General features: G+C 61.4%; 26 protein-coding genes. 10 read left to right on the top strand and 16 right to left on the bottom strand.

Features of this window, described 5'->3' with window-relative positions; translation table 11 throughout:
• Nucleotides 1-22: 22 nt before the first annotated feature.
• Nucleotides 23-1,420: an ethanolamine permease gene (eat, locus tag QZW03_RS09165; protein ID WP_296509684.1), complete on the bottom strand. Its 1,398-nt coding sequence runs from the start codon at nucleotides 1,418-1,420 to the stop codon at nucleotides 23-25.
• A 164-nt stretch (nucleotides 1,421-1,584) separates the two neighbouring features.
• On the opposite strand from eat, the gene QZW03_RS09160 reads away from it, so the two are divergent.
• Entirely contained in the window at nucleotides 1,585-2,529 is a 945-nt protein-coding gene (locus tag QZW03_RS09160; RefSeq protein ID WP_296509683.1) for a helix-turn-helix domain-containing protein, read from the top strand.
• A 49-nt stretch (nucleotides 2,530-2,578) separates the two neighbouring features.
• Nucleotides 2,579-4,384: an FAD-dependent protein gene (locus tag QZW03_RS09155; protein WP_296509682.1), complete on the top strand. Its 1,806-nt coding sequence runs from the start codon at nucleotides 2,579-2,581 to the stop codon at nucleotides 4,382-4,384.
• Here the strand turns inward: QZW03_RS09155 and QZW03_RS09150 are convergent.
• The 3 genes from QZW03_RS09150 to htpX all read right to left on the bottom strand — a co-directional run bounded on the left by QZW03_RS09150 (nucleotide 4,381) and on the right by htpX (nucleotide 6,689).
• Entirely contained in the window at nucleotides 4,381-5,058 is a 678-nt protein-coding gene (locus QZW03_RS09150; RefSeq protein WP_296509681.1) for a hypothetical protein, read from the bottom strand. The genes QZW03_RS09155 and QZW03_RS09150 overlap by 4 nt on opposite strands.
• Nucleotides 5,059-5,061: 3 nt before the next feature.
• Nucleotides 5,062-5,691: a LysE family transporter gene (locus QZW03_RS09145; protein ID WP_296509680.1), complete on the bottom strand. Its 630-nt coding sequence runs from the start codon at nucleotides 5,689-5,691 to the stop codon at nucleotides 5,062-5,064.
• A 116-nt stretch (nucleotides 5,692-5,807) separates the two neighbouring features.
• Nucleotides 5,808-6,689, bottom strand: coding sequence for a protease HtpX (htpX, locus tag QZW03_RS09140; RefSeq protein WP_296509679.1), 882 nt, complete (start codon nucleotides 6,687-6,689; stop codon nucleotides 5,808-5,810).
• A 201-nt stretch (nucleotides 6,690-6,890) separates the two neighbouring features.
• On the opposite strand from htpX, the gene QZW03_RS09135 reads away from it, so the two are divergent.
• A complete protein-coding gene (locus tag QZW03_RS09135; RefSeq protein ID WP_296509678.1) occupies nucleotides 6,891-7,901 on the top strand; it encodes a tripartite tricarboxylate transporter substrate-binding protein in 1,011 nt (336 codons plus the stop codon).
• Nucleotides 7,902-7,921: 20 nt separating this feature from the next.
• On the opposite strand, the gene QZW03_RS09130 is transcribed toward QZW03_RS09135, so the two are convergent.
• The 6 genes from QZW03_RS09130 to QZW03_RS09105 form a co-directional block, all read right to left on the bottom strand.
• Complete coding sequence (locus tag QZW03_RS09130) at nucleotides 7,922-8,671, bottom strand: DUF3025 domain-containing protein (protein ID WP_296509677.1); 750 nt, start codon at nucleotides 8,669-8,671, stop codon at nucleotides 7,922-7,924.
• Nucleotides 8,656-9,702 (bottom strand): dihydroorotase, encoded by a 1,047-nt coding sequence (gene pyrC / locus QZW03_RS09125; RefSeq protein ID WP_296509676.1) that lies wholly within the window; start codon nucleotides 9,700-9,702, stop codon nucleotides 8,656-8,658. Before pyrC ends, QZW03_RS09130 begins: the two co-directional genes overlap by 16 nt.
• A gap of 51 nt (nucleotides 9,703-9,753) precedes the next feature.
• A complete protein-coding gene (locus tag QZW03_RS09120; protein ID WP_296509845.1) occupies nucleotides 9,754-10,641 on the bottom strand; it encodes an amino acid ABC transporter substrate-binding protein in 888 nt (295 codons plus the stop codon).
• Between the two features lie 133 nt (nucleotides 10,642-10,774).
• Complete coding sequence (locus QZW03_RS09115) at nucleotides 10,775-11,752, bottom strand: LysR substrate-binding domain-containing protein (protein ID WP_296509675.1); 978 nt, start codon at nucleotides 11,750-11,752, stop codon at nucleotides 10,775-10,777.
• Between the two features lie 75 nt (nucleotides 11,753-11,827).
• Nucleotides 11,828-12,436 (bottom strand): hypothetical protein, encoded by a 609-nt coding sequence (locus tag QZW03_RS09110; protein ID WP_296509674.1) that lies wholly within the window; start codon nucleotides 12,434-12,436, stop codon nucleotides 11,828-11,830.
• A gap of 5 nt (nucleotides 12,437-12,441) precedes the next feature.
• The gene (locus QZW03_RS09105) at nucleotides 12,442-14,301 is read right to left on the bottom strand and encodes an ABC transporter ATP-binding protein/permease (RefSeq protein WP_296509673.1); all 1,860 of its coding nucleotides are present in this window, start codon (nucleotides 14,299-14,301) and stop codon (nucleotides 12,442-12,444) included.
• Nucleotides 14,302-14,341: 40 nt separating this feature from the next.
• Between QZW03_RS09105 and QZW03_RS09100 the strand changes: the two genes are divergently transcribed.
• The 7 genes from QZW03_RS09100 (at nucleotide 14,342) to QZW03_RS09070 (ending at nucleotide 21,622) form a co-directional block, all read left to right on the top strand.
• Entirely contained in the window at nucleotides 14,342-14,758 is a 417-nt protein-coding gene (locus QZW03_RS09100) for an acyl-CoA thioesterase (RefSeq protein ID WP_296509672.1), read from the top strand.
• 185 nt (nucleotides 14,759-14,943) lie between these two features.
• Nucleotides 14,944-15,840, top strand: coding sequence for a branched-chain amino acid ABC transporter permease (locus tag QZW03_RS09095; RefSeq protein ID WP_296509671.1), 897 nt, complete (start codon nucleotides 14,944-14,946; stop codon nucleotides 15,838-15,840).
• Entirely contained in the window at nucleotides 15,840-16,916 is a 1,077-nt protein-coding gene (locus QZW03_RS09090; protein ID WP_296509670.1) for a branched-chain amino acid ABC transporter permease, read from the top strand. The genes QZW03_RS09095 and QZW03_RS09090 overlap by 1 nt, the downstream gene beginning before the upstream one ends.
• Entirely contained in the window at nucleotides 16,913-17,740 is an 828-nt protein-coding gene (locus QZW03_RS09085; protein ID WP_296509669.1) for an ABC transporter ATP-binding protein, read from the top strand. The genes QZW03_RS09090 and QZW03_RS09085 overlap by 4 nt, the downstream gene beginning before the upstream one ends.
• Complete coding sequence (locus QZW03_RS09080; RefSeq protein ID WP_296509668.1) at nucleotides 17,737-18,534, top strand: ABC transporter ATP-binding protein; 798 nt, start codon at nucleotides 17,737-17,739, stop codon at nucleotides 18,532-18,534. The genes QZW03_RS09085 and QZW03_RS09080 overlap by 4 nt, the downstream gene beginning before the upstream one ends.
• A 4-nt stretch (nucleotides 18,535-18,538) precedes the next feature.
• The gene (locus QZW03_RS09075) at nucleotides 18,539-20,395 is read left to right on the top strand and encodes a long-chain fatty acid--CoA ligase (RefSeq protein ID WP_296509667.1); all 1,857 of its coding nucleotides are present in this window, start codon (nucleotides 18,539-18,541) and stop codon (nucleotides 20,393-20,395) included.
• Between the two features lie 51 nt (nucleotides 20,396-20,446).
• Nucleotides 20,447-21,622, top strand: a complete 1,176-nt coding sequence (locus QZW03_RS09070) for an ABC transporter substrate-binding protein (RefSeq protein WP_296509666.1) — start codon at nucleotides 20,447-20,449, stop codon at nucleotides 21,620-21,622.
• A 211-nt stretch (nucleotides 21,623-21,833) separates the two neighbouring features.
• Here the strand turns inward: QZW03_RS09070 and QZW03_RS09065 are convergent, their stop codons facing one another.
• The 6 genes from QZW03_RS09065 to QZW03_RS09040 all read right to left on the bottom strand — a co-directional run bounded on the left by QZW03_RS09065 (nucleotide 21,834) and on the right by QZW03_RS09040 (nucleotide 26,813).
• Nucleotides 21,834-22,274 (bottom strand): hypothetical protein, encoded by a 441-nt coding sequence (locus QZW03_RS09065; protein ID WP_296509665.1) that lies wholly within the window; start codon nucleotides 22,272-22,274, stop codon nucleotides 21,834-21,836.
• A gap of 252 nt (nucleotides 22,275-22,526) precedes the next feature.
• Nucleotides 22,527-23,024 carry a thioesterase family protein gene (locus QZW03_RS09060; protein ID WP_296509664.1) on the bottom strand — a complete coding sequence of 166 codons (498 nt, stop codon included), beginning with the start codon at nucleotides 23,022-23,024 and terminating at the stop codon, nucleotides 22,527-22,529.
• 9 nt (nucleotides 23,025-23,033) lie between these two features.
• Nucleotides 23,034-24,224 (bottom strand): acyl-CoA dehydrogenase family protein, encoded by a 1,191-nt coding sequence (locus QZW03_RS09055; RefSeq protein WP_296509663.1) that lies wholly within the window; start codon nucleotides 24,222-24,224, stop codon nucleotides 23,034-23,036.
• The gene (locus QZW03_RS09050) at nucleotides 24,221-25,105 is read right to left on the bottom strand and encodes an SDR family oxidoreductase (RefSeq protein ID WP_296509662.1); all 885 of its coding nucleotides are present in this window, start codon (nucleotides 25,103-25,105) and stop codon (nucleotides 24,221-24,223) included. The genes QZW03_RS09055 and QZW03_RS09050 overlap by 4 nt, the downstream gene beginning before the upstream one ends.
• Nucleotides 25,105-25,782 carry a TetR/AcrR family transcriptional regulator gene (locus tag QZW03_RS09045; RefSeq protein ID WP_296509661.1) on the bottom strand — a complete coding sequence of 226 codons (678 nt, stop codon included), beginning with the start codon at nucleotides 25,780-25,782 and terminating at the stop codon, nucleotides 25,105-25,107. The genes QZW03_RS09050 and QZW03_RS09045 overlap by 1 nt, the downstream gene beginning before the upstream one ends.
• Before the next feature lie 266 nt (nucleotides 25,783-26,048).
• Nucleotides 26,049-26,813, bottom strand: a complete 765-nt coding sequence (locus tag QZW03_RS09040) for an enoyl-CoA hydratase (RefSeq protein ID WP_296509660.1) — start codon at nucleotides 26,811-26,813, stop codon at nucleotides 26,049-26,051.
• Nucleotides 26,814-26,825: the final 12 nt, after the last annotated feature.

The raw sequence follows: 26,825 nt of genomic DNA, 5'->3' as shown, positions 1-26,825 counted from the left end.
ACAGTTGGAAAAAGCGCCGTTTTTACTTGGCAATCGGGGCGCTCATGCCTTGGGGCATGGCGTCTGCACGCTGCTGTCCGGTCATCTTAAAGTAGGCGTAACCCAGCGCCAGGAAGCCGACAAACAAACCAAAGATGAGCGGGTTGTAATAGATCATGGTGGCCATACACACCAGCGCGCCGAATAAGGCGAATGCCGGGAAGAACGGGTACAGCGGCGCACGGAAAGGGCGCACCATTGCGGGCTCGGAGCGGCGCAACTTGAACACGCTGAGCATGCTCAAGATGTACATCAGGATGGCGCCGAACACCGACATGGTGACGATGTTCGCGGTCAGGGACTGGCCGCCGATGGTGATGAAGGAGTCGCTATAGATGGCCGCAATACCGACCACGCCACCGGCCAGAATGGCACGGTGCGGTGTCTTGAAGCGCGGATGCACCTTGGCAAAATACGCCGGCAGATAGGCCTCGCGGGCCAGGGCAAAGATCTGGCGGGAGTAACCCAAGATGATGCCGTGGAACGATGCCACCAGACCAAACAAGCCCAGCCACACCAGCATGTGCAACCAACCGCTGTTTTCACCCACGATGAGCTTCATGGCTTGGGGGAGCGGGTCGTTGATGTTGGCCAGCTTGGTCCAGTCGCCGGCACCACCGGCAAACACCATCACGCCGACGGCCAGGAACACCAGCGTCAGAATGCCGGTGATGTAGGCAATCGGAATGGAGCGCTTGGGGTCTTTGGCTTCTTCAGCGGCCATGGCCACGCCTTCAATTGCCAGAAAAAACCAGATCGCAAACGGGATGGCGGCAAACATGCCAGGAATCGCCGCCCAGCTGAAATCATCGCTGCCCGCCCAGCCGCCTTTGGTGAAGTTGGCCATAGAGAAACCGGGGGAGACCACGCCCATGAACACCAGCAACTCAAAGATCGCGATGACGGTAATTACCAACTCAAAGGTCGCAGCAATCTGCACCCCGACGATATTGAGCGTCATGAACACCAGGTAGGCGCCCAGCGCCGCCAGCTTGGGGTCCAGCGATGGGAACTGCACGTTCAGGTAGGCCCCGATCGCCAATGCGATGGCGGGTGGCGCGAACACAAACTCCACCAGCGTGGCCGCACCCGCCAAATAGCCGCCGGTGGGGCCGAAGGCCCGTTTGCTGTAGGCAAAAGGCCCGCCGGCATGGGGAATGGCCGTGGTCAGCTCGGTAAAGCTGAAGATAAACGTGGTGTACATGGCGGCAATGAACAGCGCCGTGACCGTAAAGCCCAGCGTACCGGCCGAGGCCCAGCCGAAACTCCAGCCGAAATATTCACCGGAGATCACCAACCCCACGGCAATGCCCCAGAGTTGCAGGGTGCTGAGCACCGGTTTGAGCGTGTGCACGCCCGAGGAAGCTTGCGCAGATGACATGTGGGTTCTCCAACAAGGTTGAGCCATGGCCCCATGCAACACGGCATAGGGTTTGCTAGCAGTGACTGTAGGCAGTCCCGCCGTAAGCTGGTATCAAAAATCGGCAGACTTGCGGCGTGCACCCCGACGGTGCAATCCCGGACTGCATAACGGGAGCGCCCCTCATGAACCCCACTTTGAACCCCACCAACGGCCTGCGCGTTGTTGAAGCTCGCGATGCAGACGAGCACGCCGCCAACCTCACCAACTGGGAGCAGTGCTACGACCAGACGACCTGCGGCAGCTTTCATGGCTTGCTGGAAGAAATCCAACTTCCGGGCATGCAAGTGTTCCGGGAGAGCACCAGCCAGGGCATGCGACAGTCCTGCTGTGTGTGGCCGGACGCGATGTGGTTCGGCATGCCCTTCTCCGCAGACGTGACCCGCATCAACGGGCGCACCGCAAGCGGCCACAGCGTGCTGGCGCGCCCGGGGCACCGGGAGTTCGAGCTGGTCACCCCGGCGGACTACACCATCTTCGGCATGGTGGTGCGGCATGACACCCTGCACAGCGCCGCCTGCGCCCTGGGCTTTGACATGGACTGGGAGCGCCTGCAAGCCGCCGAGATATTGCAGCCCTCGCCAGCCGCACTGAAGCAGTGCTTGCACACCTTGAGTGCATTGCTCCAGCCCGAAGCCGCAGCGCTGGACCCAAACCAGGCCCGCACCCTGGCACTCGAAGCCCTTCTGCCTTTGCTGGACACCAGCGAGGTGGATGCCGGGGTGCGCGAGAGCTTCAGCCGCCGCCAACGCGTCGTGGCCGCAGCGCGGGACTACCTGCTCGCCCACCACGACCAAAGTGTGACCGTGCCCGACCTGTGCGGACAGCTCCACGTGAGCCGGCGCACCCTGCAATACTGTTTTGAAGACGTGCTGGGCATGACACCGGTGCAGACCCTGCGCATCCTGAGGCTCAATGGCGCCCGGCGCGATTTGCGCCGCAACCCGCAGGCGTCGGTGCGCGATGTCGCGGTGGACTGGAATTTCTGGCACTTCAGCCAGTTCGCCAGCGATTACCGCAAGCTGTTCGGCTACAGCCCCTCGGCCACCCGCCGCGCAGACCTGCATTGACCCGGTCCGCGTAAAATCATGGCCTTGCTTGATAACCACGAGCCTTGCCATGATCCGCATCACCGAACTCAAACTCCCCCTCTCCGCCCTGCCCGTGGAGGCGCGCCGCGCCGCCGACGCACCCTCGGAAACCGACGCCGACCGCGCGCCGGTCGCCCACCCCGTCGACGCCCTGCAGCGCCTGTGCGCGCAGGCCTTGGGCATCGACATGGCGGCCATTGCCACGCTGCACGTGTTCAAACGCAGTTTTGATGCCCGTAAGGTGGACTTGCTCGCGGTGTACATCGTAGACATCACGCTGACCGATCCGCTGCTGGAGAGCCGCCTCTTGGTGCAGCACGCCGCCCACCCGCACATCAGCGCTACCCCCGACATGGCCTACCACCCCGTGGCCCAGGCCCCGGCGGACCTAGGGGCGCGCCCGGTGGTGGTGGGCTTCGGGCCCTGCGGCATGTTTGCCGCGCTGGTGCTGGCGCAAATGGGGTTGAAGCCCATCGTGCTGGAGCGCGGAACCACAGTGCGCCAGCGCACCAAAGACACTTGGGGCCTGTGGCGCAAAAAGACGCTCAAGCCCGAGAGCAATGTGCAGTTCGGCGAAGGCGGCGCCGGCACGTTTTCAGACGGCAAGCTCTACAGCCAGATCAAAGACCCGCGCTTTCTGGGCCGCAAGGTCATGCACGAGTTTGTGGAGCACGGCGCCCCGTCAGAAATTTTGTACGAGGCGCACCCCCACATCGGCACCTTCAAGCTGGTGAAGGTGGTGGAAGGCATTCGCGAGCAAATCATTGCGCTGGGTGGCGAGATCCGTTTTGAGCAGCGGGTCAATAATTTGCTATTAAATCAGGAGCTACCCGCGCAATCAGTACGAGGGCTAGAGGTCGAAAATCTTCAAAACGGCACCGTGTACGAGCTGCCCGCCAGTCACGTGGTCATGGCGCTGGGCCACAGCGCGCGCGACACCTTTGCCATGCTCTATGAGCGGGGCGTGGCCATGCACGCCAAGCCCTTCTCGGTGGGCTTTCGCATCGAGCACCCGCAAAGCGTGATCGACCGCGCTCGCTGGGGTCGCCACGCCGGCCACCCGCTGTTGGGTGCGGCCGACTACAAACTGGTGCACCACGCCGCCAACGGACGCGCGGTGTACAGCTTTTGCATGTGCCCGGGCGGCACGGTGGTGGCCGCCACCAGCGAGCCGGGCCGGGTGGTCACCAACGGCATGAGCCAGTATTCGCGCGCCGAGCGCAATGCCAACGCCGGCATGGTGGTCGGCATTGACCCGCCTGATTACCCGGACGACGAAGCCGCTTTTGTACACGCCTTCGGCGAAGAGAAAGGCAAGCGCTATGCCGCCGAGGCTGCCGCCATGAAGGCCCAAGACCCGAAGGCTGCCCACCCGATGTCGGGCATCGCCCTGCAGCGCCAGCTGGAGAGCGGCGCCTACACCTTGGGCGGCAGCACCTACGAGGCGCCCGGCCAGTTGGTGGGCGACTTTATTGCGGCCAAACCGTCCACCGACTTCGGCAGCGTTACTCCGTCGTACAAACCCGGTGTGAAGCTGGGTGACCTGGCCCCTGCCCTGCCCGCCTACGCGATTGACGCCATGCGCGAAGCCCTGCCGGTGTTCGGCCGCAAGATCAAAGGCTTTGACATGGCAGACGCCGTGCTCACCGGGGTGGAAACGCGCACCTCCAGCCCCATCAAAATCCCGCGTGGCGAGGACCTGCAGTGCACCAATGTGCGCGGCCTCTACCCCGCAGGCGAAGGTGCCTCCTATGCCGGCGGTATTTTGTCGGCGGGGGTGGACGGCATCAAAGTGGCAGAGGCTCTGGCGCTGGACATGCTCAAGCCGCGCTAGTGAAGCACCTGGAAGAAGGTCAGCGCGTCGGGATGTAGCGTCTGCAAAAGCCAGCCTGTAAAGCCGGCTACCATCACAAAAGCTAAGCCCGCAAGCCATGTTTTGCGCATCATCACGACCCAATAGTCGTCCAGGCTGCGCGGCTTCATGACTTGGCGGGCAATGACAGCGCCGATCACGAACTCCAGCACCACCTCCGCCAAGAAACCCGCTAGCGCCTCGGTGGCCAGCAGCGGGAAGTGCCCCAGCGCCAGCAAAGCCAATGCGGCCAACATCACCAACACCAACACCGCCAGAATGGCGCTGAACGGGTCATCCCCACTCCAGCCGCCGCCTAAATCCACGCCATCGCCCCACTGGAAACGCTTGCGGATGCGTTCTTCCTGCTGGGCATAGGCCAGAAAGTCGGCAGCATCCGCATGTTGCAGTTCTGCGCGAGCCGCCTCCTGAGACCGGTTCCACCAGCGGGCATATACCCAGCCCCCCGCCACAAAGCCAAGAAAGTAAATCGCGCCTGCGCCGACCGCATAGCGCACCGCCAAGGAGTGCACGCCCACGCCATGGAGCAAGACCGCTGAGCTTGCCAACCCGACGGCGGCAGCCCATGCCATCAGCAACCAGCCATGCAAACGCAGGACGTCGCGACTCCGGGCGGCTATGTGGGCTATCGACACGGCTTAAGCGGTTCGTTTGAACAACGCGAGCAAGGTACCTGCGGCCACAAACAGACCGCCGAACACGCGGTTCATGGCCTTGAGGTGAGACTCGGATTTGAGCGCACGCAGCACCCGTGCGGCCAATGCGGTGTAGCCGGCCATGACCACCAAGTCGGTAAAGGCGAGCGTGGCGGCAATCACCAGGTACTGGGGCGCAAGCGGCTGCGCCAGGTTCAAAAACTGCGGCACCACGGCCAGCAAAAACACGGTGCCCTTGGGGTTGAGCGCGTTGATGACCCACGCGCGGAAAATCATGGTGCGCGCGGTGACTGCGGGAGTGTCTTCCGCCCGGGTCGCCAAAGGCACTGCGGGTGCGCGCCACTGCTGGATGCCCAGCCACACCAGATAGGCCACCCCTGCCCACTTGATGACCAAAAACGCCGTGCCACTGGCAGCCACCACCGCGCCCAGACCCACGCCCACCACAACAATCTGCGTCCATATGCCCAGCACCAGGCCCAGCGTAGTGATGTAGCCGCGCTGGAAACCATGGTTGAGCCCGGCGCTCATCGCGGCTACTGCGCCCGCCCCGGGAGAAATGCTGATAGCCCAGGAAGCAGCAAAAAAGGCGAGCCAGGTAGAGAGTTCCATGGTGCAACACTGAAAGGTAAAAGGCGTTTGTAGCACGCCCCAAAACCAAAGCCCCTTGGCGCGTCTGCGGCAAGGGGCTTTTTGAGAGGGAGCAGCGCAATCACGCGCTAGCCGTTTTACTGGCTGTTGCGGGCTTGCAGGGCGGCAATGCGCTCTTCAATGGGCGGGTGGGTCGAAAACAGCTGGCCGATGCCGCCGGCAATCCCCATAGCCGCCACGCTCTTGGGCAACTCGCCCGGCGTCATGCCGCCCAAACGGGCCAAGGCGTTCATCATGGGTTGCTTGCGGCCCATCAGCTCAGCGGCGCCAGCGTCAGCACGGAATTCCCGCTGGCGGCTGAACCAGGCCACCACCATGGCAGCGGCAAAGCCGAGCACGATGTCGAGCACGATGGTGGTCACGTAGTAGCCAATGCCGGGGCCGCTGCTTTCGCGGTCGTCGCCCTTGCGCAGAAAGCTGTCCACCGCATAGCCGACCACGCGGCTGATGAACACCACAAAGGTGTTCATCACGCCCTGAATCAGGGTCATGGTGACCATGTCGCCGTTGGCAATGTGGGCCACTTCGTGACCGATAACGGCCTCGATTTCTTCACGCGTCATGCCGCGCAGCAGGCCGGTCGACACCGCCACCAATGCGCTGTTTTTGAACGCACCGGTGGCAAACGCGTTGGGCTCGCCTTCAAAAATACCGACTTCGGGCATGCCGATGCCTGCCTTGTCGGCGAATTTGCGAACGGTGTCCACAATCCAGGCCTCATCCGCGTTGCGGGGCTGCTCGATGATCTGCACGCCCGAGGTCCACTTGGCCATAGGCTTGCTGATCAACAAGGAGATGATGGCGCCGCCAAAACCCATGATCAGGGCGAAGCCGAGCAGGGCGCCCAGGTTCAGTCCATTGGATGTCAAAAACTTGTTCACGCCCAGCACGCTGGCCACGATGCCGAGCACGGCAACCACCAGCACGTTGGTCAAAACAAACAAAAGAATGCGTTTCATATTTCTCTCTTGGAAAAGCGCCCACAGGGGCCGTTGAGGCGAATGGTAGGGGCGCGGAGCCTGAATTCAAGCACCCCGCCGCTTGAGCCCATGAAGTTTATGGCCTTTCAGGGCCCACACGCTGTTACAAGTACGGCAACCTGATTCCCGGTCAATGGCTGGGAGAATGCTGCTTCCCCATAACAACATGAGACATCGTTGATGAAAAAACTGGATCGCCGCCAATGGCTGACCTGCTGGACTGCGGGCGCGCTCGCTGGCATGTCCGGCATCTCTTGGGCCCAAGCCACCAAGGCCGCGGGGGCCAAACCCAAGGCTCCAGCGAAATTGGCCGCCAAGTTGCGAATCGTCATCCCGGCCAACGCCGGGGGTGGCTGGGACCAGACGGGTCGCGCCCTGGGTGCATCCCTCATGTCTGCCGGGGTGGTGGACGACATTGAGTATGAAAACAAGGGTGGCAAAGGCGGCACCATCGGCCTGGCCTATTACGCCGAGAAATATGCGGCGGACCCGAACACGCTCATCATGAGCGGCACCGTCATGGTCGGTGCCGTAGCGCTGCAAAAACCGGCCATCGACTTGGGGTCGCTGGCACCCTTGGCCCGGCTCACCAGCGACTACCTGGTCATGGTGGTGGCAGCCAACTCGCCCATCAAGAGTGCCTCCGACCTCTCGGCCGCCATGAAAGCCAACCTGAAAGCGGTGGCAGTAGCAGGCGGGTCCGCGGGAGGCGTGGATCACATCTTCTCCGGCGTGTTCGCCCGCGCTACCGGCGCGAACCCTGAGGACTTGACCTACCTGCCTTTTGCCGGCGGTGCGGAGGTGGCGTCTGCGGTGCTGAGCGGAAAAGCGGTGGTGGGAATTTCGGGCTACAGCGAATTCAGTGCGCTGCTGGCGGGCGGGCAACTGCGGGCAATCGGCGTGTCATCGCGCAAAGCGTCTTTCGGCATTCCCTCTATCCGTGATCAGGGCATGCAGGTGGAAATGGCCAATTGGCGCGGAGTCTTCACCGGTAAGTCGGTGCCGCTAGAGCGGCAGACTGCCATGGTGGACGCTGTGCGCCAAGCCACCCAGCACGAGAGTTGGAAGGCGGTGCTCAAACAAAACCACTGGGACGCCTCCTGGCTCACCGGCAAAGACTTTCACGAGCAATTGGACTTCGACCAGACGACCGCCCGCGTCATGGTGCATTTGCTCAAGCTCAAGGCTTGAGCAGCGCCGCACTGCAGCCCTCAGCCAAGGCGTGATCTGGGGGCCCGAAAGACGCTGGTATCGGCATAGAAGTCCGCCGCCTCATTCTCCGGCCACCAACCGGGCACCCCCAACACCGGCAAATGGGCGAAGGGCTTGGCCGCCAGCATGGGTGCGTTGAGCGACTCCGCCAGCCAGACGTCCAGGTCCGCTATCGAATTAGTAGCAGCCTGCGCACGGAATACATGGGCGGTAATGGGTTTTCGTGGGTAAACCAGCTTTTCGATCAGCGCATGGCCGAAGAGCACCAAGGTCGACTCCTGCCACAGAGGGCGCAGGGGCCCGAACAGCGCGGTCCAGTCCTTGGCCGCCAAGGCATCCCACACAACATCCGGCGCCATGAGCAGCGCGGCATTTTCATCAAAGACGGTCAAGGCATCCCGGGCCGGGCCGCGCACCGGCTGGATGCCGGTGTGGGCGATTTGCTCGGCCTGTAGTTGGTTGAGCCTTTGCTTGGCGCGCGGGAAGTGGATCCAACACAGGCCATTGAAGAAATCGTGCAGGCCGTCCCGGGTTGGAACACCGCCGGTATCGAAAATGTGCTGCTCGTACGCCGCGCCCTGCGGTAGCTCGGACTGGGGGATAAAGCGCACCGGCGCACCGCCCTGTGCGTTGAGTGCCTGCACCACGGTGTGCCCGGCCTCCACCTGCAAGGCAACACCCTCCCCCACGCTGCGCCAAGGCAGCAGCCAGGGGGCAGCCCAGTCAATGGCCTCTAGACCAAACGCCACTGCAATGCTTCGCCTGCGGCCAGCGGTTTGAGGCTGGTTTCGCCGAAAGCGAAGCTCTCGGGTGGCGTCCAGCTCTCGCGCTTCAAGGTAATGGTGCCGGTGTTGCGCGGCAGGCTGTAGAAGTCTGCGCCGTGGAAACTGGCAAAGCCTTCGAGCTTGTCGAGCGCACCGGCCGCCTCAAAGGCCTGGGCATAGAGCTCCATGGCGGCGTGTGCGGTGTAGCAACCCGCGCAGCCGGATGCATGTTCCTTCAGGTGGGCGGGGTGCGGCGCACTGTCGGTGCCCAGAAAGAACTTGGCCGAGCCGCCTGTGGCCGCCTTCACCAGCGCCTGGCGGTGGGTTTCGCGCTTCAAGACCGGCAGGCAGTAGTAATGCGGGCGAATGCCACCGGTGAAGATGGCGTTGCGGTTATAGAGCAGGTGGTGAGCCGTGATGCTGGCGGCCGTAAATTGGTCGGCCTCGGCCACGTAGTGCGCGGCTTCCAGGGTGGTGATGTGCTCGAACACAATCTTCAGCTCGGGAAAGTCTTTGCGCAACGGGATCAGCTGGGTGTCGATGAAAACGGCTTCGCGGTCGAACAGGTCGATATCGCTGCTGGTGACTTCGCCGTGCACCAAGAGCAACATGCCGGCCTTTTGCATGGCTTCCAGCGTCTTGTAGGTCTTGCGCAGGTCGGTCACGCCGGCGTCGCTGTTGGTGGTGGCACCGGCGGGGTAGAGCTTGGCAGCCACCACGCCCGCATCTTTGGCGCGCGCGATTTCGTCGGCGGGCAGGTTGTCGGTCAGGTACAGCGTCATCAGCGGCTCAAAGCTCACGCCCGCAGGCACCGCGGCCTGAATGCGGGCCTTGTAGGCCAAGGCCTGCTCGGCGGTGGTCACCGGCGGCTTGAGGTTGGGCATGATGATGGCGCGGCCGAATTGGGCGGCGGTGTGCGGCACCACGGTGGCCAGGGCAGCGCCGTCGCGCACATGCAAGTGCCAGTCGTCAGGGCGGGTAATGGTGAGGGATTGGAGAGTGGCGGTGGAGGTCATGCCCCTATTGTCCCAAAACCTGCCGGCCTGTTGCAGAGGCCGTGCTACCGCTCAGAACGGCACGAAGTCGCTGGGGTATTTCCAGAAATCCCGCAGCAAGTAGCTCACCGGCAGGTTCAAGGCCTTATCGTTCGGGGGAATCGGCTTCAGAAACCACTTGTCGTAGACCGGCTGGATCTCTTTGCTCACGATCAGGCGGCGCATTTCCTCGTCTACCAGCTTTTTGAATTCCGGGTCGTTTTTAGACAGCATGATGGCCAGCGGCTCTGTGGTCAGAAACTTACCCACCACTTTCAAGGCATCGGGCTTGGGCCGGTTCGCTGCCAGGCCATAGAGCAGCACGTCGTCCATGACAAAAGCGTCGGCCTCTCCTTTTTCGACCATCTCTATCGCCTTGGCGTGGTCGGGGGCCTCCAGGATCGTGATGCCCAGCAAGCGCTCCCGGTTGGCTTGCTCTGCCGCCTTCAAGGGCGTAGTGCCCTTGGTGGAGACCAGCTTCTTTCCTTCAAGGTCTTCAATCCGGTCTACCCGGGCACTGGTTCGCACCAGCATGCGCGCACCGGTAATGAAGTGCGGGACAGTAAACGCCACCTTCTCTCGGCGCTCGGCATTGTTGGTGGTAGAGCCGCACTCCAGATCAGCTTTTCCCTCGGCCACCATGGCAATCCGGTTGGCTGGAGAGACCTGCACAAACTCGACCGCCATATTTTTGACACCGGTTTTCTTACGCACCGCATCGGCTAATTTCAGGCACAAGTCGACCGCGTAGCCGACCGGCTTTTTGTCGGCATCCATATACGAAAAGGGAATCGATGACTCGCGGTGGGCAATCACCAGCTTGCCACCCGCCGCCACCCGGTCTAAGACACCGGATGCCTGCGACGCGGAGCTCCAGCCGGCGGCTCCCAGCGCGCACGCCAGTAGAAAGGCCGCCTGCATGGCGGATTTGTTTTGTGTTCTGAACATGTCAACTCCAACGACGGGGTGAACCGGAGGGCCCACTCTAGCGAGCCCCCGACAGCGCCGCCAATGCTGATTGCTTGGCGTGCGATGCAAATTCGGTATGCAACTCTTATGCCGGCATGCTGCCCTGGGTGACTAGGTAGTCCCACAGCGCCTGGGCTGAGCCTTTGGGGGTGCGGGTTTGTGCGCGCTGCGCGGCGCTCAAGCCCCGGCCGGCTTCGCGGACGGTCAGGCGTTCGCGGTAGGCCCGCACTTCCATGGTGATTTGCAGGCTCTTCATGTGTGCGGGCAAAGCGCTGACGAGCTTGCGGGCCCGCAGGTCTTTTTTGACCGCACTGTGGGGCAGAAACGCGACGCCGTGCCCCTCCAGGGCCATGGCTTTCAAGCCCTCGGCCATATCGGTTTCGTACACCCGGTCAAAGTGCACCGGCACCTCGGCTTGCTTCAGGATGAGCTCCACCATCTGCCCCAAGTAGGCGCCCGGGGCATAGCCGAGATAGGGCAAGGGCTGCCCCACTTTGCCGGGCAAGGCAAACAGCGGATTGCCATCGGCATCCGGCTTGGCGTACGGGGCGACCACCTCCTCGCCCAGACTGACCATTTCATAGCGGTCAGTGTCGAGCTGGTAGGGCTGGGAGGGGTGGTGGTAGGCGATCAGCAAGTCGCAGCTGCCCTCTACCAGGCGCATCACGGCGTCGTGCACATTGAGTGCAATCAGCCGGCTTTTCATAGGCCCGAACTTCTCACGCAACTCCGACACCCAGGCCGGAAAAAACGTAAACGCCAGGGTGTGCGGCACCGCAAACTCCACCACATCCTGCGCGGCCGTAGTGTGCCCGCGCAGCATGGCGCGGGTGCTTTGCAGCGCCTGCAAGACTTCCAAGGACTGGTCGTACAAGGTCTCGCCGGCCGGTGTTAAGCGGGTGGGGTAGCTGCTGCGGTCCACCAGATCGGTGCCGGCCCAAGCCTCCAGCGACTGGATGCGCCGGGAGAAAGCGGGTTGTGTAACGTGGCGCAATTGCGCAGAACGGCTGAAACTGCGGGTTTCAGCCAAAGACACAAAGTCTTCGAGCCATTTGGTTTCCATGGGCGCGGATTATGCGCGAAACGCATGGATACACACGGCCCCGCCGGAAACCCACGCTTGCAGCAAGGAAAACCGTCAGGCCTGGCGGGCGGCCCAGCGGCTGTAGGCGTCCCGGGTCGCCGGCGACACACTTTGGAGGACTTGCTCGTAGGTTGTTTTGTGCCGCCCCAGCAGGCGCGCTGAGGCCGTGGCCTTGGAGCGGCAATACCAGTGGCAGGTGTGTTGCATCAGGAACAGTTCAGCACTCAGGGTGTAGGCCCGGTCACGCGGGCTGCGCCCGGTCGCGTTGGCCACCACCTCTGCGATACCGCGGGCGTGCAGGGCGAAAGCACTGCGTGCATCTGCACTGGCATGGGGCAGCCAGCGGGTGGCAAACGGCAAGGCCACCGGAAGGGTACTGATGCGGGTCGAGGCGGCATCCTGGGTGGCGAACTCTGCGGCAAACGCAACAAACTGCTCGCTCAGCAGGGTTTCCTGGGTTTCGAGATAGCTCCAGACCTGCTGGCGCCGCTCCGGCTCATCTTCACCTAGCGCGCGCAAATAGCCGTCGGTCAGGCTCTCCATGAGTTTTTCTATGTCAAAGCGCGACAGGACGCTGCCCAGCAGTTGAATGCGATGCTGCTGATCGCGGCGCTTGAGCCAGCTCGTGCCCAGCGCGAAGGCCAGCAAAATGGTGAGTTCCATGGGGTCTATTCTCCGCTTTGTTGTAGCGCCCACATGGAGGCGTAGCGGCCATGGGCCGCGAGCAACTGCGCATGGCTGCCCCGTTCAACAATGCGCCCCGCATCCATCACCAGAATCTCATGGGCATCCACCACCGTGGATAAGCGGTGGGCAATCACCAGTGTGGTCTTGTTGCGTGACACGCCCTGCAACTCGGACTGGATAGCCCGCTCATTGGCGCTGTCGAGGGCACTGGTCGCCTCGTCAAAAATCATGACCGGTGGATTTTTCAGCAAGGTGCGGGCAATGGCCACACGTTGCTTCTCGCCGCCACTGAGTTTGAGGCCGCGCTCACCCACCATCGTGTCGTACCCCCGGGGCGCTGCGGCAATGAAGGCATGGATGTGCGCAGCCTTGGCCGCGGCCTCTACCTCGGTGCGGCTGGCGCCGGGCCGGCCGTAGGCGATGTTGTATTCCACCGTATCGTTAAAAAGAACCGTGTCCTGCGGCACGATGCCGATCGCCTGGCGCACGCTGCTTTGCGTGACCTGTCGGAGGTCTTGCCCCCCGATAGAAATGCGCCCTTGCTGCACGTCGTAGAACCGGAACAGCAGGCGCGCCAGGGTCGACTTGCCCGAACCACTGGGCCCCACCACCGCCACCGTTTTCCCGGCCGGGACCTCAAAGCTGATGTCGTGCAGGATGGTGCGCGCCTCGGTACCGGCCGCCGCAGCGCTGCCGGGCGGGTCGTAACTGAAGGTCACGCCCTCAAAGCGCACCGAGGCATCAGACCCATCGGCCGCGAGCTGGAGCGGACGGGCCGCAGGCGCATCGGCAATCTCGCGCTCACGCTCCATCAGGCTGAACATCTTTTCCAGGTCGGTCAGGCTCTGCTTGATTTCGCGGTAAATGACGCCCAGAAAATTCAGCGGGATGTAGAGCTGAATCATGAATGCGTTCACCATCACCAGGTCACCCAGGGTCATGCGGCCATCGACCACGCCTTGGGTGGCACGCCAGAGCATGGTGACCAAGGCGGTGGCAATAATCAGCTGCTGCCCGGTGTTGAGCACGCTCAAGGTGGTTTGGCTTTTGACCGCCGCGCGCCGGTAGCGCTCCAGGTTCTCGTCGTACCGGCGGGCCTCGAACTCTTCGTTGTTGAAGTATTTGACGGTTTCGTAGTTGAGCAGCGAATCGATAGCGCGGCTGTGGGCCGTGCTGTCCATTTCGTTCATTTTTTTACGGAACTGGGTGCGCCACTCGGTCACCGTGACGGTGAAGCCGATGTACACCACCAAGGCCACGCCGGTGATCCAGGCAAACCACACATCGAACTTGACGGCCAGCAAGGTCAACACCAGCCCCACCTCGATCAGGGTCGGGATGATGCTGTAAAGCGAGTAATTGATCAGCGAATGCACGCCGCGGGTGCCCCGCTCAATGTCGCGGGTCATGCCACCCGTCTGGCGCTCCAGGTGAAAGCGCAGGCTCATGGCATGCAGGTGGCGGAACACCTGCAGGCTGATGGAGCGGGCGGCTCCCTCGGTCGCTTTCGCAAACACCAGCTCCCGCAGTTCGCTCAGGAGAGAAGTGCACAAGCGCAGAGCCCCATAAGCCACCAGCAAGGCGACCGGCACCACCAGCACGGCCGCGGGATCGCCGGGCTTGAGTGTCATGGTGTCGATCAGGTTTTTGAGCAGCAGCGGAACGGACACATTGGCCAATTTGGCGCCCACCATGAAGGTCAATGCCGCGATGACGCGCCATTTGTAAGTCCACAGGTAGGGGAAAAGACGCTGCAAAGTACTCCAGTCGGATGAGGATGGTGTACCCGGTGCGGCAGAAAGAGGCGCTGGGGCAGCAGCGGGAAGACTGGAGGGGCGCATGGCGGACAATTCAGAGAAGTTTCAAGTCAGGATTGTGCCCATGTCTTCTGTTTCAACCGCCCCCCACGTTCAATTACCTACCGATCAGGAGCTGGTGCTCAAAGTCATCCCCATGCCGGGGGACTGCAATGCCAACGGCGACATCTTTGGTGGCTGGGTCATGGCGCAGGTGGATCTGGCTGGCTCCGTGCTGCCCGCCCGCTACACGCAGGGGCGCATGGCCACCGTGGCAGTGAATGAATTCATCTTCAAGCAGCCGGTCCGCGTGGGTGACATTTTGAGTTTCTTCAGCAAAGTGAGTCGCGTCGGGCGGACCTCGATCACCGTCAAGGTCGAGGTCTACGCAGAGCGGTACCGGTCGCAAGGGAACTACACCAAAGTCACCGAGGCGTCACTCACCTATGTCGCCATTGATGATGCAGGACGCCCTCGCCCCATCCCCAAAACAGGGGAATAGCGCTATACTTTTCATAGCTGCTTGCGCATATTCCACAAGGGCCAGAAGGCAAAAAGACCTCCAATTCGCATGTGATGACCCATCAGCCACAGGGGCTTTCTAGGGGACAACGAGATCAGTGGGAACCCTATCGGCGAATGAAGGGCGCCCCGCTATAACCGAACTGCACTTCCAGAGGAGACAACGTGCAGTTCCTTCAATTGCTGATCAGCGGCGTAGCACAAGGGTGCATTTACGGCCTGATTGCACTCGGCTTTGTACTGATCTACAAAGCCACCGAAACCGTAAGCTTTGCCCAGGGCGAGCTGATGATGTTGGGCGCCTTCGGCGGCCTAGTGGGCATGACCATGTTGGGCATGCCGTACTGGATCGCCGTGCCCAGCGCGATTGTGGGCATGGCCGTTTTCGGCATCCTGCTGGAGCGCATGGTCATCCGTCCGATCCTGGGGCAACCCGCGTTTTCCATCGTGATGCTCACCATCGGCATCGGCTATGTGGCGCGCGGGCTGATCACCATGATCCCCGGCATCGGCACCGACACCAATGCGCTGGCGGTGCCCTACAAAGACGAGATTCTCAAGTTCGGCGGCAATGAAATGGGCATAGGCGCCCTGGTGCTCAACGTAGAGCACCTCGTCATCATCGGTGCAACCGGTGTGCTGTGCGCCCTGCTGTTTGCCCTGTTCCGCTACACCAAGCTGGGTATTGCCATGCAAGCAGCCTCCCAGAACCAGCTGGCGGCCTATTACATGGGGATTCCGGTGCAGCGCCTGAACGGCTTGGCCTGGGGCCTGGCAGCCGCGGTGGCCGCCATTGCCGGGGTGCTGCTCGCCCCGATTACCTTTGTGCACGCCAACATGGGCTTTATCGGGCTCAAGGCATTCCCCGCCGCCGTCGTGGGTGGTTTCGGCAGCTTGCCGGGCGCCATCGTGGGCGGGCTGGTCATCGGGCTGGTGGAGTCGTTTGCCGGCTTTTACCTCCCCGACGGATTCAAGGACACCGCACCCTACGTGGTGGTGCTGGTCATGCTGATGGTCAAGCCGAACGGCCTGTTCGGCGAAAAACTGCGGAAGAAAGTCTGATGCGTTTTATTTTCAAAACCGACTATGCGCAGGACATCAAGCTTGCCAAACACGGCGGTCACGTTTTTTGGTACGGCGCGCTCATGGCCTTGCTACTGGCGGCCCCCTGGCTACTCACCGAGTACAGCCTGGCGCAGCTCAACCTGGTCCTGATTTATGCGATTGCCGGCCTCGGCCTGATGTTGCTGGCCGGCTTTACCGGGCAGTTTTCTCTGGGGCATGCCGCCTTTCTCGGGGTGGGTGCGTACACCCAGGCCTATCTGGTCCAGGCGGGCGTGCCCTTTGTGCTCTCACTCGCACTTTCCGGAACGCTGTCTGCCGCCATCGGCATGGTGGTGGGTATTCCCGCCTTGCGGCTCAAAGGCATTTACCTCGGCATGGCGACCTTGTCGTTCGGCTTCATCATCGAGGAAGTGTTTGCCCGCTGGGAGTCGGTAACCGGCGGCAACGCCGGCAAGTCTGTGGCAGCCATCCGAATGCTGGGCTACGACCTGGGCAGCGGCACCGGCTTCTATTTCGTGTGCCTCGTGCTCACCGTGTTGTGCACTTTGGGGATTTTGAACTTGCTGCGCTCACCGACCGGGCGTGCGTTTGTGGCCATCCGTGACTCCGAAATTTCAGCGCAGAGCATGGGCATCCACCTCGCGTATTACAAGACCTTGTCTTTTTCGATTTCCGCCGCACTGGCGGGTATGGCAGGCGCGCTCTACGCCCACAACCTGCGCTTTATCTCGCCGGACCAGTTCAACTTGCTGCAATCGATTGACCTGCTGCTGATGATCGTGATCGGCGGCTTGGGCTCGGTCCACGGCGTGTTTCTGGGGGCCATCTTTTTGATCATCCTGCCGCAAGGCATTTCACTGAGCAAAGAGTTTTTGCCCGAATTCATCGGTCAGGCACCCGGTCTCAAAAGCGTCATTTATGGCAGCGTCTTGATTGCATTCGTGCTGTTTGAGCCCATGGGACTCTATGGCCGCTGGCTCAAGGTCCGCACCTACCTGCAAATGTTCCCCTTCTACCGCAAAGGCATGTTCAAGCGGCAGAAATCCTTCCAAAAGTCTGATCGCCTCAAATGAGCACCGACACCCTACTCTCTGCCCAGAACCTGAGCGTGCGCTTCGGCGGCGTGCTGGCGGTCAACCAAGTCAGCTTTGATGTCAAGCAAGGTGAGGTGTTCACCCTCATCGGGCCCAACGGTGCCGGTAAGACCACCGTGTTCAACCTGATCAGTCGCATTTACACCCCGACCACCGGCAACATCACCTACCAGGGCCCACAAGGCATGCTGGAGCTGACTGCACAGGCCCCGCAGGAGGTGGCATCCCTGGGGATTGCACGCACCTTCCAGAACATTGAGCTGTTTGAGCACGCCAGTGTGTTGCACAACCTGCTGATCGGCCGCCACACGCACCGCAAGACTAGCCTGTGGCAGGACTTGTTCTTTACACCGGCCGTGCGCGAAGCAGAAATCAAGGCACGCGAAAAAGCCGAAGAGGTGATTGAGTTCCTCGACCTGCAGCACTACCGCGACTCGCTGGTGGCAGGCCTGCCCTACGGCGTGCGCAAGGTGGTCGAAATGGCACGCGCGCTGTGCACCGAGCCCAAACTGCTGCTTCTCGACGAGCCTTCAAGTGGCCTGAATGTGGAAGAAACCGACGACATGGCTTTCTGGATCCAGGACATTAAGAATGAATTAGGCATCACGGTGCTGATGGTCGAGCACGACATGAGCCTGGTCTCCAAGGTCTCGGACCGGGTGCTGGCCATGAACCAGGGCGAAGTACTGGCCATGGGAAGCCCCCGCGAGGTGCAGGCCGACCCAGCCGTGGTGGAGGCTTATCTGGGCTCGATTGACGACGTGTCGTCATTACGCCGGCAACCTGCCCGGGAGGCTGCATGAGTACCTTGCCCCCGCCGATCAGCGATCAGCCCGTGCTCAAGCTGCTGAATGTGGAGAGTGCCTACGGGCCCATCAAGGCTATCCGTGGGGTCAGCCTGCAAGTGCGGCGCGGCGAAATCGCCACCGTGCTGGGCTCCAACGGCGCTGGCAAAACCACCATCTTGAAGACCATCTCCGGCATCATCGACCCGCGCAAGGGTTCGATCGAGTTCAAGGGCCAGGACATCACCGCACGGGATCCTGCGCACATCGTGCAAGAGGGGCTCAGCCATGTTCCGGAGGGGCGCGAAGTATTCCCCCTGCTCAGCGTGCACGACAACTTGTTGATGGGCGCCTTCACCCGGTCCGACCGGGATGGTGTGGCCAAAGACCTAGCCACGGTGTATGGCTATTTTCCGATTCTCAAGGAGCGCTCGGCACAGGATGCAGGCTTGCTCTCAGGCGGCCAGCAACAGATGCTGGCCATCAGCCGCGCGCTGATGGCGGACCCCGACCTGATCCTGCTCGACGAGCCCAGCCTCGGCCTGTCGCCAAAGCTGACCAAAGAGATTTTCGAGATTGTGGTGCGCATCAATCGCGAGCGCGGCACCACCATTCTCTTGGTCGAGCAAAACGCCAACATGGCGCTCAACGCCTCCGACTACGGCTATGTGCTGGAGAACGGTCGCATCGTCATGGAAGACACCTGCGCCAACCTGCGCGAGAAAGACGACATCAAAGAGTTTTACCTTGGCATGAAGGAGGACGGAGTGCGCGGGGAACGTCGTTGGAAAAAGAAGAAAACCTGGAGATAGCGGCATGAACGGACTTTGGGATACCAGCGACATCCAGCCGCACAGCGGCATCGCCATGGCCGGGGAGACCATTCCCGCCATGTTCTGGAACGCCGTGGCCGCGCGCGGCCCCGACATCTGGCTGCGCCAGAAACACCTGGGCTTGTGGCGGAGCTGGACATGGAACCAGACTGCCGAGGCGGTGCGTGAGATTGCAGGCGGGCTGATCAGCCTAGGGTTCGAGCAGGGGCATACCGCCTCCATTCTGGCCAACACTGTCGTGGAGTGGGTATGGGCAGACTTGGCCGTGCTGTCGGCTGGCGGCGTGTCCAACGGCATCTACCCCACAGACGCGCCCAGCCAGGTGCAGTACCTGTGTGAAGACTCTACGACCCGCATTTTGTTCGTGGAAGATGACGAGCAACTCGACAAAGCGCTGGAGGTCCGGGCACAGTGCAGCACCTTGCGCAAAATTGTGGTGATGGACATGGAAGGCCTGCGCGGCCTTGATGACCCGGACGTCATCAGCCTCGACGCATTGCGGGCACTGGGGCGCACGTTCAACGCAGCCCACCCGAATGCCGTCACCCTGCGCAGCGCAGCCTGCAAACCCGAAGACCTTGCCATTCTGGTCTACACCTCCGGCACCACCGGCAAGCCCAAAGGGGCCATGCACCTGCACCAGGGCCTGGTCTACGCCATCCGCGGCTACAACACGCTGATTGCACAAAGTGCCGTGGATGAACGGATGTGCTTTCTGCCCCTGTGCCACATTGCAGAGCGCTTGGGCGGGGAGTACTTCTCGCTCTACACCGGTGCCAAACTCAACTTTGTAGAAAACCCGGAAACCATTCCGGAGAACGTGCGCGAGATCGCGCCCACGGTATTCACCGCGGTCCCCCGGGTGTGGGAAAAGTTCTACTCGAGCGTGATGATTGCGCTTAAAGAGTCCGGCAAGATCCAACAATTGGTCTACGGCTGGGGCATCGGCGTGGGTGGCCGTATTGCGGATCTGGTGCTTGCCGGACAACCCGTAGGTGCGGGCCTGAAGCTGCAGTTCAAACTGGCCCAGGTGCTGGCCCTGAACAACGTGCGCAAGTTGATAGGCATTCACCGCTCACGCTTCTTGATTACCGGCGCAGCGCCCATTTCACCGGACCTGGTGCGCTGGTACCTGGCTCTGGGCGTGCCGATGCTGGAGGTCTGGGGCATGACCGAAACCTGCGGCGCGTCCACCGGCGTGCCGGCCGGCAAAATCAAACCCGGCTCGATCGGCCCGGCAGCGCCCTTCAACGAGGTCAAGCTCGACCCCACTACCGGTGAGATTCTGGTGCGTGGCAAAAATGTGTTCGCCGGGTACCTGAATCTTCCGGAGAAGACGGCAGAAACCATCACCCACGACGGCTGGCTGCACACCGGCGACGTGGGCGTGGTGGACGAGGACGGCTACTTCCGCATCACCGACCGGATGAAAGACATCATCATCACGGCAGGCGGCAAAAACATCACGCCGAGCGAGCTGGAAAACGACCTGAAGTTCTCGCCCTACATCACCGATGCGGTGGTGATCGGTGACAAGCGCCCGTTCCTGACGGTGATCGTGATGATCGACCAGGAAAACGTGGAAAAGTTTGCGCAAGATGCCGACGTGCCCTTCAGCAACTACGCGTCGCTCACCCGCGCCCCCGAAGTGCTGGCGCTGATTCAGGCTGAGCTGGACCGGGTGAACAAGAAGTTTGCCCGCGTCGAGCAGATCAAGAAGTTTTTCCTGCTGGAAAACCAGCTCACCGCGGAAGATGAGGAACTCACCCCTACCATGAAGCTCAAACGCAAGCTGGTGGAGAAGAAATACGAAGCCCGGATAGAGGCCATGTACCGATAGCAGCCCCTGCTGCTCCCTTTTTGCAAAGAGAACCAACGAGGAGACACAACCATGAAACTGCGTACCGCTATCGCACTGGGCACCTTGGCCCTGACCGCGACATTTGCCAGCGCCCAACAAGGCGTGAGCAAAGACGAAATCCTGCTGGGCTCCATCCAGGACCTCTCCGGTCCATTGGCCGGCTTCGGCAAACAATCCCGCGCCGGCATGCTGCTGGCCGTGGACGAAATCAATGAGCAAGGTGGCGTCAATGGCCGCAAGCTGAAACTGCTGGTGGAAGACTCCGGCTACGACCCCAAAAAGGCCGTGCTCGCTGCCCAGAAGCTGGTCAACCAGGACAAGATTTTCATGATGGTCGGCCACATCGGCACTGCACAGAACATGGCGGCCATGCCGGTGCAGTTCGAGAAGAACGTGATCAACTTCTTCCCGATCACCGCCGCCCGCGAAATGTATGAGCCCTTCCACAAGCTCAAGTACTCGTTTGCCGCCCCCTACTACGACCAGATGCGCCTGGCCGTACCCAAGCTGGTGAAGGAAAAAGGCGCCAAAAAGGTCTGTACCTTGTACCAGGATGACGACTTCGGCCTCGAAGTGCTCAAGGGTGGTGAAGACGGCCTGAAGACCATCGGCATGGAATTTGCTGAAAAGACTTCTTACAAGCGAGGTGCTACGGACTTCTCGTCCCAAGTGTCAAAGCTGCAAGCTAGCGGTTGCGACTTTGTGGTGTTGGGCACCATCATCCGCGAGACCATCGGCGCCATCGGCACCGCCCGCAAGCTGGGCTACAACCCCACCTTCATCGGCTCCAGCGCTGCCTACACGGACCTGATCCACAAGATCGGCGGCAAAGCCATGGACGGCCTCTACGCCACCATGACCGTGCAGAACCCCTACACCGATGAGCAGACCCCCAGCATCCGCTTCTGGGCCAACAAGTACAAGACCAAGTTCAATGAGGACCCCACCGTCTTCTCGGTCTACGGCTACATGATCATCAACACCTTTGCCTCGGCAGCCAACAAGGCCGGCAAGAACCTGACTACGGATTCGTACATCAAGGTCATGGACAGCATGACCATTCCGGCAGACATGTTCGGTGCACCGGTCCAAACCTTCACGGCCACCAAGCGTCTGGGCAGCGGCGCATCCCGCCTGTCCCAGATTACCGACGGCAAGTGGAAGGTCATGTCTGAGTACGTGAGCGACGCGCCTGCCAAAAAGTAAGCACCGTCAGCTACATGTGAAATGGCCACCCTAGGGTGGCCATTTTCATAACGGATTGGATTTTGCTGAGTTGTTGGTGCGACAAGAACAGAAACCCAACCGTGTTGCTGGCTTCCAGATGGTAGTGGGGCAGTTACAGGCTGTTAGCTGCTTTCCTGCGCCAGCGAGATCTATCAGATAGCTGCATCAGACTGATTGCAGTCGTTATGGTTCACTTAAGAGGCGTCATCAAGCGTTCTCTTGAGGGAACGTCAAACGGCGCAAGACTTGCGACTGCCGACTGGCCTCGAATAGCAATTTCGGCACCGCCTACAAATCGGAATATGAGGATGTCGCTGCTATCTACAGGAGCAGTACGTCCGTTGTAGTCGATATCCCCCAAGGTTTCTGCGGTAAAAAAACCGACCTCATCGAGACTGTCAGATGGCTTTCCTCTGACCTCGTAGTAGTCGACTCCAACGACGGAAATAGTGAAAAACTGTGGCAACGAAGTTGCTACCCAATGCCCTTCCAATCGTCGCCATTTGAACGAAACTTCATCATCTCGACTAACAATTTCAACAAAATCAAAATTGTTATGCAGGTCAATGTACTGGCCTAAAAGCTCTACAGCGATGTTGTCTCCGGCCAGGGTGAAGTTGAATAGATTCATACGATGTTTGAACATCATTGCATACCGGAGTGCGATGCAGGATGACTCGGGTATGTCGCGGGAGGACTTTTTGATACCGATTTCGCTGCAGAACAGCCGTTCACTTCACACAGTCCTTAGATCAAAAAACTGGACCCAAGCTACCTGCGCAAGCAATGAAACAAACAAGCTTCACAGTTGGCGTACTTCTTGGTCATTTGCACCACTAGCCCCCACGGAATATGCGCGAGCAGCTCCTAAAAATATAGCGAATCAAGAGACTATGTAAGCCGCAGACCCGGTGGACAGCAGCTTGCCATCCGCGCCCAGAAACTCCATGCGGGTAGACGCCACGCGTGAGCCCAGGCGCATCACCTCGGCGTGCAGCTCGAACTGCTCGCCGATGCCGGGGCGCAGGTAGTCCACCCGCAAATCGATGGTGCCCAGCTTGGCAAAGCGGTGCAGGCGCTGTGAAGGCGCTTCATCCATGTGGCGTGCGCCTATGGCCGCCATCACCGCCAAGCCACCCATGGCATCCAGCCCTGCGCTGATCACGCCGCCGTGTATGCGGTTGTAGGCGGCATGGCCTACCAGCTCCGGGCGCATGGCAATGCGGGCCTTCACTTTGTCAGGGGTGATGGAGGTGATTTTCAAGCCCAGCATCTGGTTGAAGACAATGCTTACTTCAAAGATGCGGGTCAGCCCTTCAATGAACTCCGGCTCAAACACGATGGGCGCTGCGGCTTGCTCTGCATGGGGGGTTTTAGGCATGCCGCATTCTCACAGGCCGAGCTGACGGCTTGCCAACTCTTTCATGATCTCTTCAGCGCCGCCGCCGATCATCATCACTTTCACTTCGCGGTAAATCCGCTCACAGGCCGTGCCCCGCATAAAGCCCATGCCACCCAAAATCTGCACGCCTTGGTCGGCGCAGAACTGCATGGTCTGGGTCGCATGGTTCTTGAGCAGGCACACCTGCGCCACCCACTCTGCGCCCTTGGCCGACTTGTCGCCGCGATCACCGGCGTCCGCCCGCGCGGCCACCGCATGCAGCCACGCCCGGGTGGACTCGATGCGCATCTTCATGTCCATGAACTTATGGCGGATCACCTGGTGGTCGATCAGCGCGGTGCCAAAGGTTTTGCGCTGCTGGGCCCATCCCAGGGCTTCGTCGTAACAGCACTCCGCAAAGCCCAGTGCCATGGCCGCCATGGACAGGCGCTCGCCGTTGAAGTTGGTCAGGATGATTTTGAAGCCCGCACCCTCCTCGCCCACGAGGTTCGAAGCCGGCACCCGCACGCCGTCAAAGCGCAGCTGGGCCGTGTCAGAGCAATGCCAGCCCATCTTGGCCAGCGGGCTGCGGGTCAGGCCGGGTGCATTGCCCGGCACCATGAGCATCGAAATCCCCATGGGCCCTTTGTTTTTGAGGTCCGTGCGCACGGCCACCGTGATCCAGTCAGCGCGCATGCCGGAGGTGATGAAAGTTTTTTCACCATCCACCACGTACTCGTTGCCCTCCAGACGGGCCGTGGTTTTGAGTGCCGATACATCGGTGCCACCACCGGGCTCGGTAATCGCCAGCGCGGCAATCTTGCGGCCGGCCAGCACATCGGGCACTACTTGCTGCTGCAAGGCCGCAGAGCCATGGCGCAGCACCGGAGGCAAACCGATGTTGAGACTGAACAGGCTGGCCATCAGGCCGCCACTGCCCCCGCTGCGGGCGAGGGCAATCGTGAGCGCGTTGCGCAGCGCCCAGGGTGCGGGTGTGCCGCCAAAGCGTTCCGAGTAACCCAGCCCCAGCCAACCCAGATCGGCAGCGCGCTGGTAAAGGCTGCGGGGGAACTCGCCCGCCTCTTCCCAGTCCGCCAGATGCGGGGCTACCTCGGTCTGGATGAAGCGGCGCGCGGCGTCTTCCACGGCAGCCACATCTTCCGGGCCGAACACCTGCGCCGACTCTGGGAGCGCGCTCATGACTGAAACACCTTGGGCGTGCTGGCGCGGTGAAAGCCGTTGAAAGGCTTGATCGCATCACGCGCCTGCGCCCTTTCGTCTGCCACCCGCATCGGCCAGCCCATGCGCACTTGGGGGCGTGCGCCATCGATGCGCAAAGTCGTCCCGCTGATGAATGCTGCGGCCGGGCTGAGCAAAAACACAATGCCTGCGGCGGTTTCGGCCTCAGTGCCAAAGCGGCCCAAGGGCACGGTTTTGGCCATTTCGCGCAGCATGGGCCCCATTTCTGGGGGGTAGTGGTCCATGCCGCTGGAGGCGATGTAGCCCGGCGCCACCGCGTTCACCCGCACCCCGCGGCCCGCCCATTCGGTGGCAGCTGTCTCGGTCAAATTCACCATGCCCGCCCGGGCCGCGCCACTGTGCGCCATGCCGGGCATGGAGCCCCACATATCGGCCACGATGTTGACGATAGCGCCGCCATGCCTGCTCATGCTTTGGCTAAAGCACTCCCGCGCCATCAGAAAGCCGCCGGTGAGGTTGGTGTTGATCACCGCCTCCCAGCCCTTGGCACTGATGGCTTCCAGCGGCGTCATGTACTGGCCGCCTGCGTTGTTGACCAGGCCATCAATACGGCCGTGCTGCGCCACGATCTCGGCCACACAGGCTTTGACCGCGTCTTCACTACGGATGTCACAGACATGCGGGCTCGACAGCCCCCCGTCCTGCGCGATTTCGGCCCCCACCCGCTCCAGCTTTTCCGGTTTGCGCCCGATCAAGGCCACCGTCGCCCCGAGCGCGGCCAATTCATGGGCGGTGCAGCGGCCTATGCCCGAGCCGCCGCCTGTGACCACCACCACCTTGCCGGCAAACAAGCCGGGGGCAAAAATCGATGCATAGCTCATCACTGCTCCTGAATAAACATGGCTACGGCGTATTCGCCGAGCGCCTCGACCGTGGCCCCCTTGAGGGGGTCGAACCATTGCACTGACCAATTCAGCGCACCCAAAATCAACAAGCGGGCCACGCCCACCGGTGCCTTCAGCTGGCCCGCTGCGTGCAGGGCTTGCAACACCGGCATCCACAGGGCTTCGTAGTCAGCAATCAGCTTGTGCAGCACTTTGCGTTGCGGCCGCTGCAGAGAGCGCCACTCGTAGAGCATGACCGGCACAAAGTCGTTGCCCGGCCCGAGAAGGACCTCAAAGTGGGCTTGCACCAAGCGACGCAGCTTGTCGGCCGGCGGCAGGGCTTCGTAAGCCGCATCGCCCAGCACCCGCTGCTGGTTGCTCAAGGCGGAGTGCATGCCCGCCTCCATGACGGCGAACAAGAGCGCGTCTTTGCTTTTGAAATGGTAGAACGGCGAGCCGCTTTGCATGCCGGCCGCGTTGGCGATGTCGCGGGTGGTAGTGGCGGCGAACCCTTGGCGGCGGAAGAGCTGGGCTGCTGCCTTGAGCAGCTCGTGGCGGCGGTTGCCGTCATCGCGCTCGTCTTCGGTTTTGCGGGGGCGGCCGCGCGGGCGTTTGGCCTCGGGTGGCGCGGCATCTTCAGCAGGTGCGGCAGACAGGGTCTCGGTAGGGGTCATGTGTCGACCATACCAGCCCCATCTATTTTTAGCAAGCGCTTGCTTGGCAAAAATACCAAGGGAAAACGCGAGTATTTTGGTGCTCTGAAGCTGCGGCGTCAAGGCAGCGCCGCACCTCACATTGCTATTGTTTTAGGAGCTGATTGCGCATATAGAACGAGCGCTAGCAGCCTAAAACACTTGAAATTCAGACCTTACTGAAGTCGGGCTAGCGTTTTTAGCGAAAGCGTAAACCACGCTCCGCGGGCAGCCTTCGGCTGTCGACTTTAAACTTTGCTGAAGTCGGGTTTACGCTTTTCCATGAAGGCGGTGAAAGCCTCCTTGGCGGCGGGCTCGCCGAGCATCTTGCCAAAGCTCAGCGCTTCTTCATCGATGCGGGCCAGCACCTGCTCCATCTGGCCTTTTTTCAGCAAGCGCTTGGTTTCAATGAGCGAGGCCAGCGGCTTGGCGGCCAGCTTGCGGGCTTGGGCCTGGGCGACGGCATTGGCTTCAGTGGGCGGCACTACACGGTTGGCCAGCCCCACTTCCAGTGCGGCTTCGGCCATGAAGGGCTCGCCCATCAACAGCGCTTCGGCGGCGCGGTGGTAGCCCATCATTTGGGGCACCAGCAGGCTGGAGGCCGCTTCGGGGCACAGGCCAAGGTTCACGAAGGGCATAGAAAACGCTGCGTTGTCGCCTGCATAGACCAGGTCGCAATGGAACAGCATGGTGGTGCCGATACCGACTGCCGGCCCGCACACCGCCGCCACGATAGGCTTGGGGAACGATGCCAGCGCGCGCAGGAAGCGGAACACCGGTGCGTCCTGCTCCTTGGGCGGAGCACCCAAAAAATCACCAATGTCGTTACCGGCGCTGAACACGGTAGCGTCGCCCTGGAACACCACCACGCGCACGGCAGCGTCGTCGCGCGCTGCGCCCAGCGCATCGGCGCAGGCGGCGTACATGGCCTGGGTGAAAGAGTTCTTCTTTGCGACCCGGTTCAGGGTGATGGTGGTGATGCCGGCGTCGGTGTGGATCAGGATGTCTTGCATGGTCGCTCGCTC

The sequence above is a fragment of the Rhodoferax sp. genome (genome assembly GCF_013297935.1).
In the GTDB taxonomy this organism is placed as follows: domain Bacteria; phylum Pseudomonadota; class Gammaproteobacteria; order Burkholderiales; family Burkholderiaceae_C; genus Allorhodoferax.
This window is presented reverse-complemented; position numbering and strand designations above follow the sequence as displayed.

Bases quoted from the DNA above. Each gene is read 5' to 3' on its own strand.
- eat (WP_296509684.1), bottom strand. From the start codon at position 1,420: ATGTCATCTGCGCAAGCTTCCTCGGGCGTGCACACGCTCAAACCGGTG.
- QZW03_RS09160 (WP_296509683.1), top strand. From the start codon at position 1,585: ATGAACCCCACTTTGAACCCCACCAACGGCCTGCGCGTTGTTGAAGCT.
- QZW03_RS09155 (WP_296509682.1), top strand. From the start codon at position 2,579: ATGATCCGCATCACCGAACTCAAACTCCCCCTCTCCGCCCTGCCCGTG.
- QZW03_RS09145 (WP_296509680.1), bottom strand. From the start codon at position 5,691: ATGGAACTCTCTACCTGGCTCGCCTTTTTTGCTGCTTCCTGGGCTATC.
- htpX (WP_296509679.1), bottom strand. From the start codon at position 6,689: ATGAAACGCATTCTTTTGTTTGTTTTGACCAACGTGCTGGTGGTTGCC.
- QZW03_RS09135 (WP_296509678.1), top strand. From the start codon at position 6,891: ATGAAAAAACTGGATCGCCGCCAATGGCTGACCTGCTGGACTGCGGGC.
- pyrC (WP_296509676.1), bottom strand. From the start codon at position 9,702: ATGACCTCCACCGCCACTCTCCAATCCCTCACCATTACCCGCCCTGAC.
- QZW03_RS09120 (WP_296509845.1), bottom strand. From the start codon at position 10,641: ATGCAGGCGGCCTTTCTACTGGCGTGCGCGCTGGGAGCCGCCGGCTGG.
- QZW03_RS09115 (WP_296509675.1), bottom strand. From the start codon at position 11,752: ATGGAAACCAAATGGCTCGAAGACTTTGTGTCTTTGGCTGAAACCCGC.
- QZW03_RS09110 (WP_296509674.1), bottom strand. From the start codon at position 12,436: ATGGAACTCACCATTTTGCTGGCCTTCGCGCTGGGCACGAGCTGGCTC.
- QZW03_RS09105 (WP_296509673.1), bottom strand. From the start codon at position 14,301: ATGCGCCCCTCCAGTCTTCCCGCTGCTGCCCCAGCGCCTCTTTCTGCC.
- QZW03_RS09100 (WP_296509672.1), top strand. From the start codon at position 14,342: ATGTCTTCTGTTTCAACCGCCCCCCACGTTCAATTACCTACCGATCAG.
- QZW03_RS09090 (WP_296509670.1), top strand. From the start codon at position 15,840: ATGCGTTTTATTTTCAAAACCGACTATGCGCAGGACATCAAGCTTGCC.
- QZW03_RS09085 (WP_296509669.1), top strand. From the start codon at position 16,913: ATGAGCACCGACACCCTACTCTCTGCCCAGAACCTGAGCGTGCGCTTC.
- QZW03_RS09080 (WP_296509668.1), top strand. From the start codon at position 17,737: ATGAGTACCTTGCCCCCGCCGATCAGCGATCAGCCCGTGCTCAAGCTG.
- QZW03_RS09075 (WP_296509667.1), top strand. From the start codon at position 18,539: ATGAACGGACTTTGGGATACCAGCGACATCCAGCCGCACAGCGGCATC.
- QZW03_RS09070 (WP_296509666.1), top strand. From the start codon at position 20,447: ATGAAACTGCGTACCGCTATCGCACTGGGCACCTTGGCCCTGACCGCG.
- QZW03_RS09065 (WP_296509665.1), bottom strand. From the start codon at position 22,274: ATGAATCTATTCAACTTCACCCTGGCCGGAGACAACATCGCTGTAGAG.
- QZW03_RS09060 (WP_296509664.1), bottom strand. From the start codon at position 23,024: ATGCCTAAAACCCCCCATGCAGAGCAAGCCGCAGCGCCCATCGTGTTT.
- QZW03_RS09055 (WP_296509663.1), bottom strand. From the start codon at position 24,224: ATGAGCGCGCTCCCAGAGTCGGCGCAGGTGTTCGGCCCGGAAGATGTG.
- QZW03_RS09050 (WP_296509662.1), bottom strand. From the start codon at position 25,105: ATGAGCTATGCATCGATTTTTGCCCCCGGCTTGTTTGCCGGCAAGGTG.
- QZW03_RS09045 (WP_296509661.1), bottom strand. From the start codon at position 25,782: ATGACCCCTACCGAGACCCTGTCTGCCGCACCTGCTGAAGATGCCGCG.
- QZW03_RS09040 (WP_296509660.1), bottom strand. From the start codon at position 26,813: ATGCAAGACATCCTGATCCACACCGACGCCGGCATCACCACCATCACC.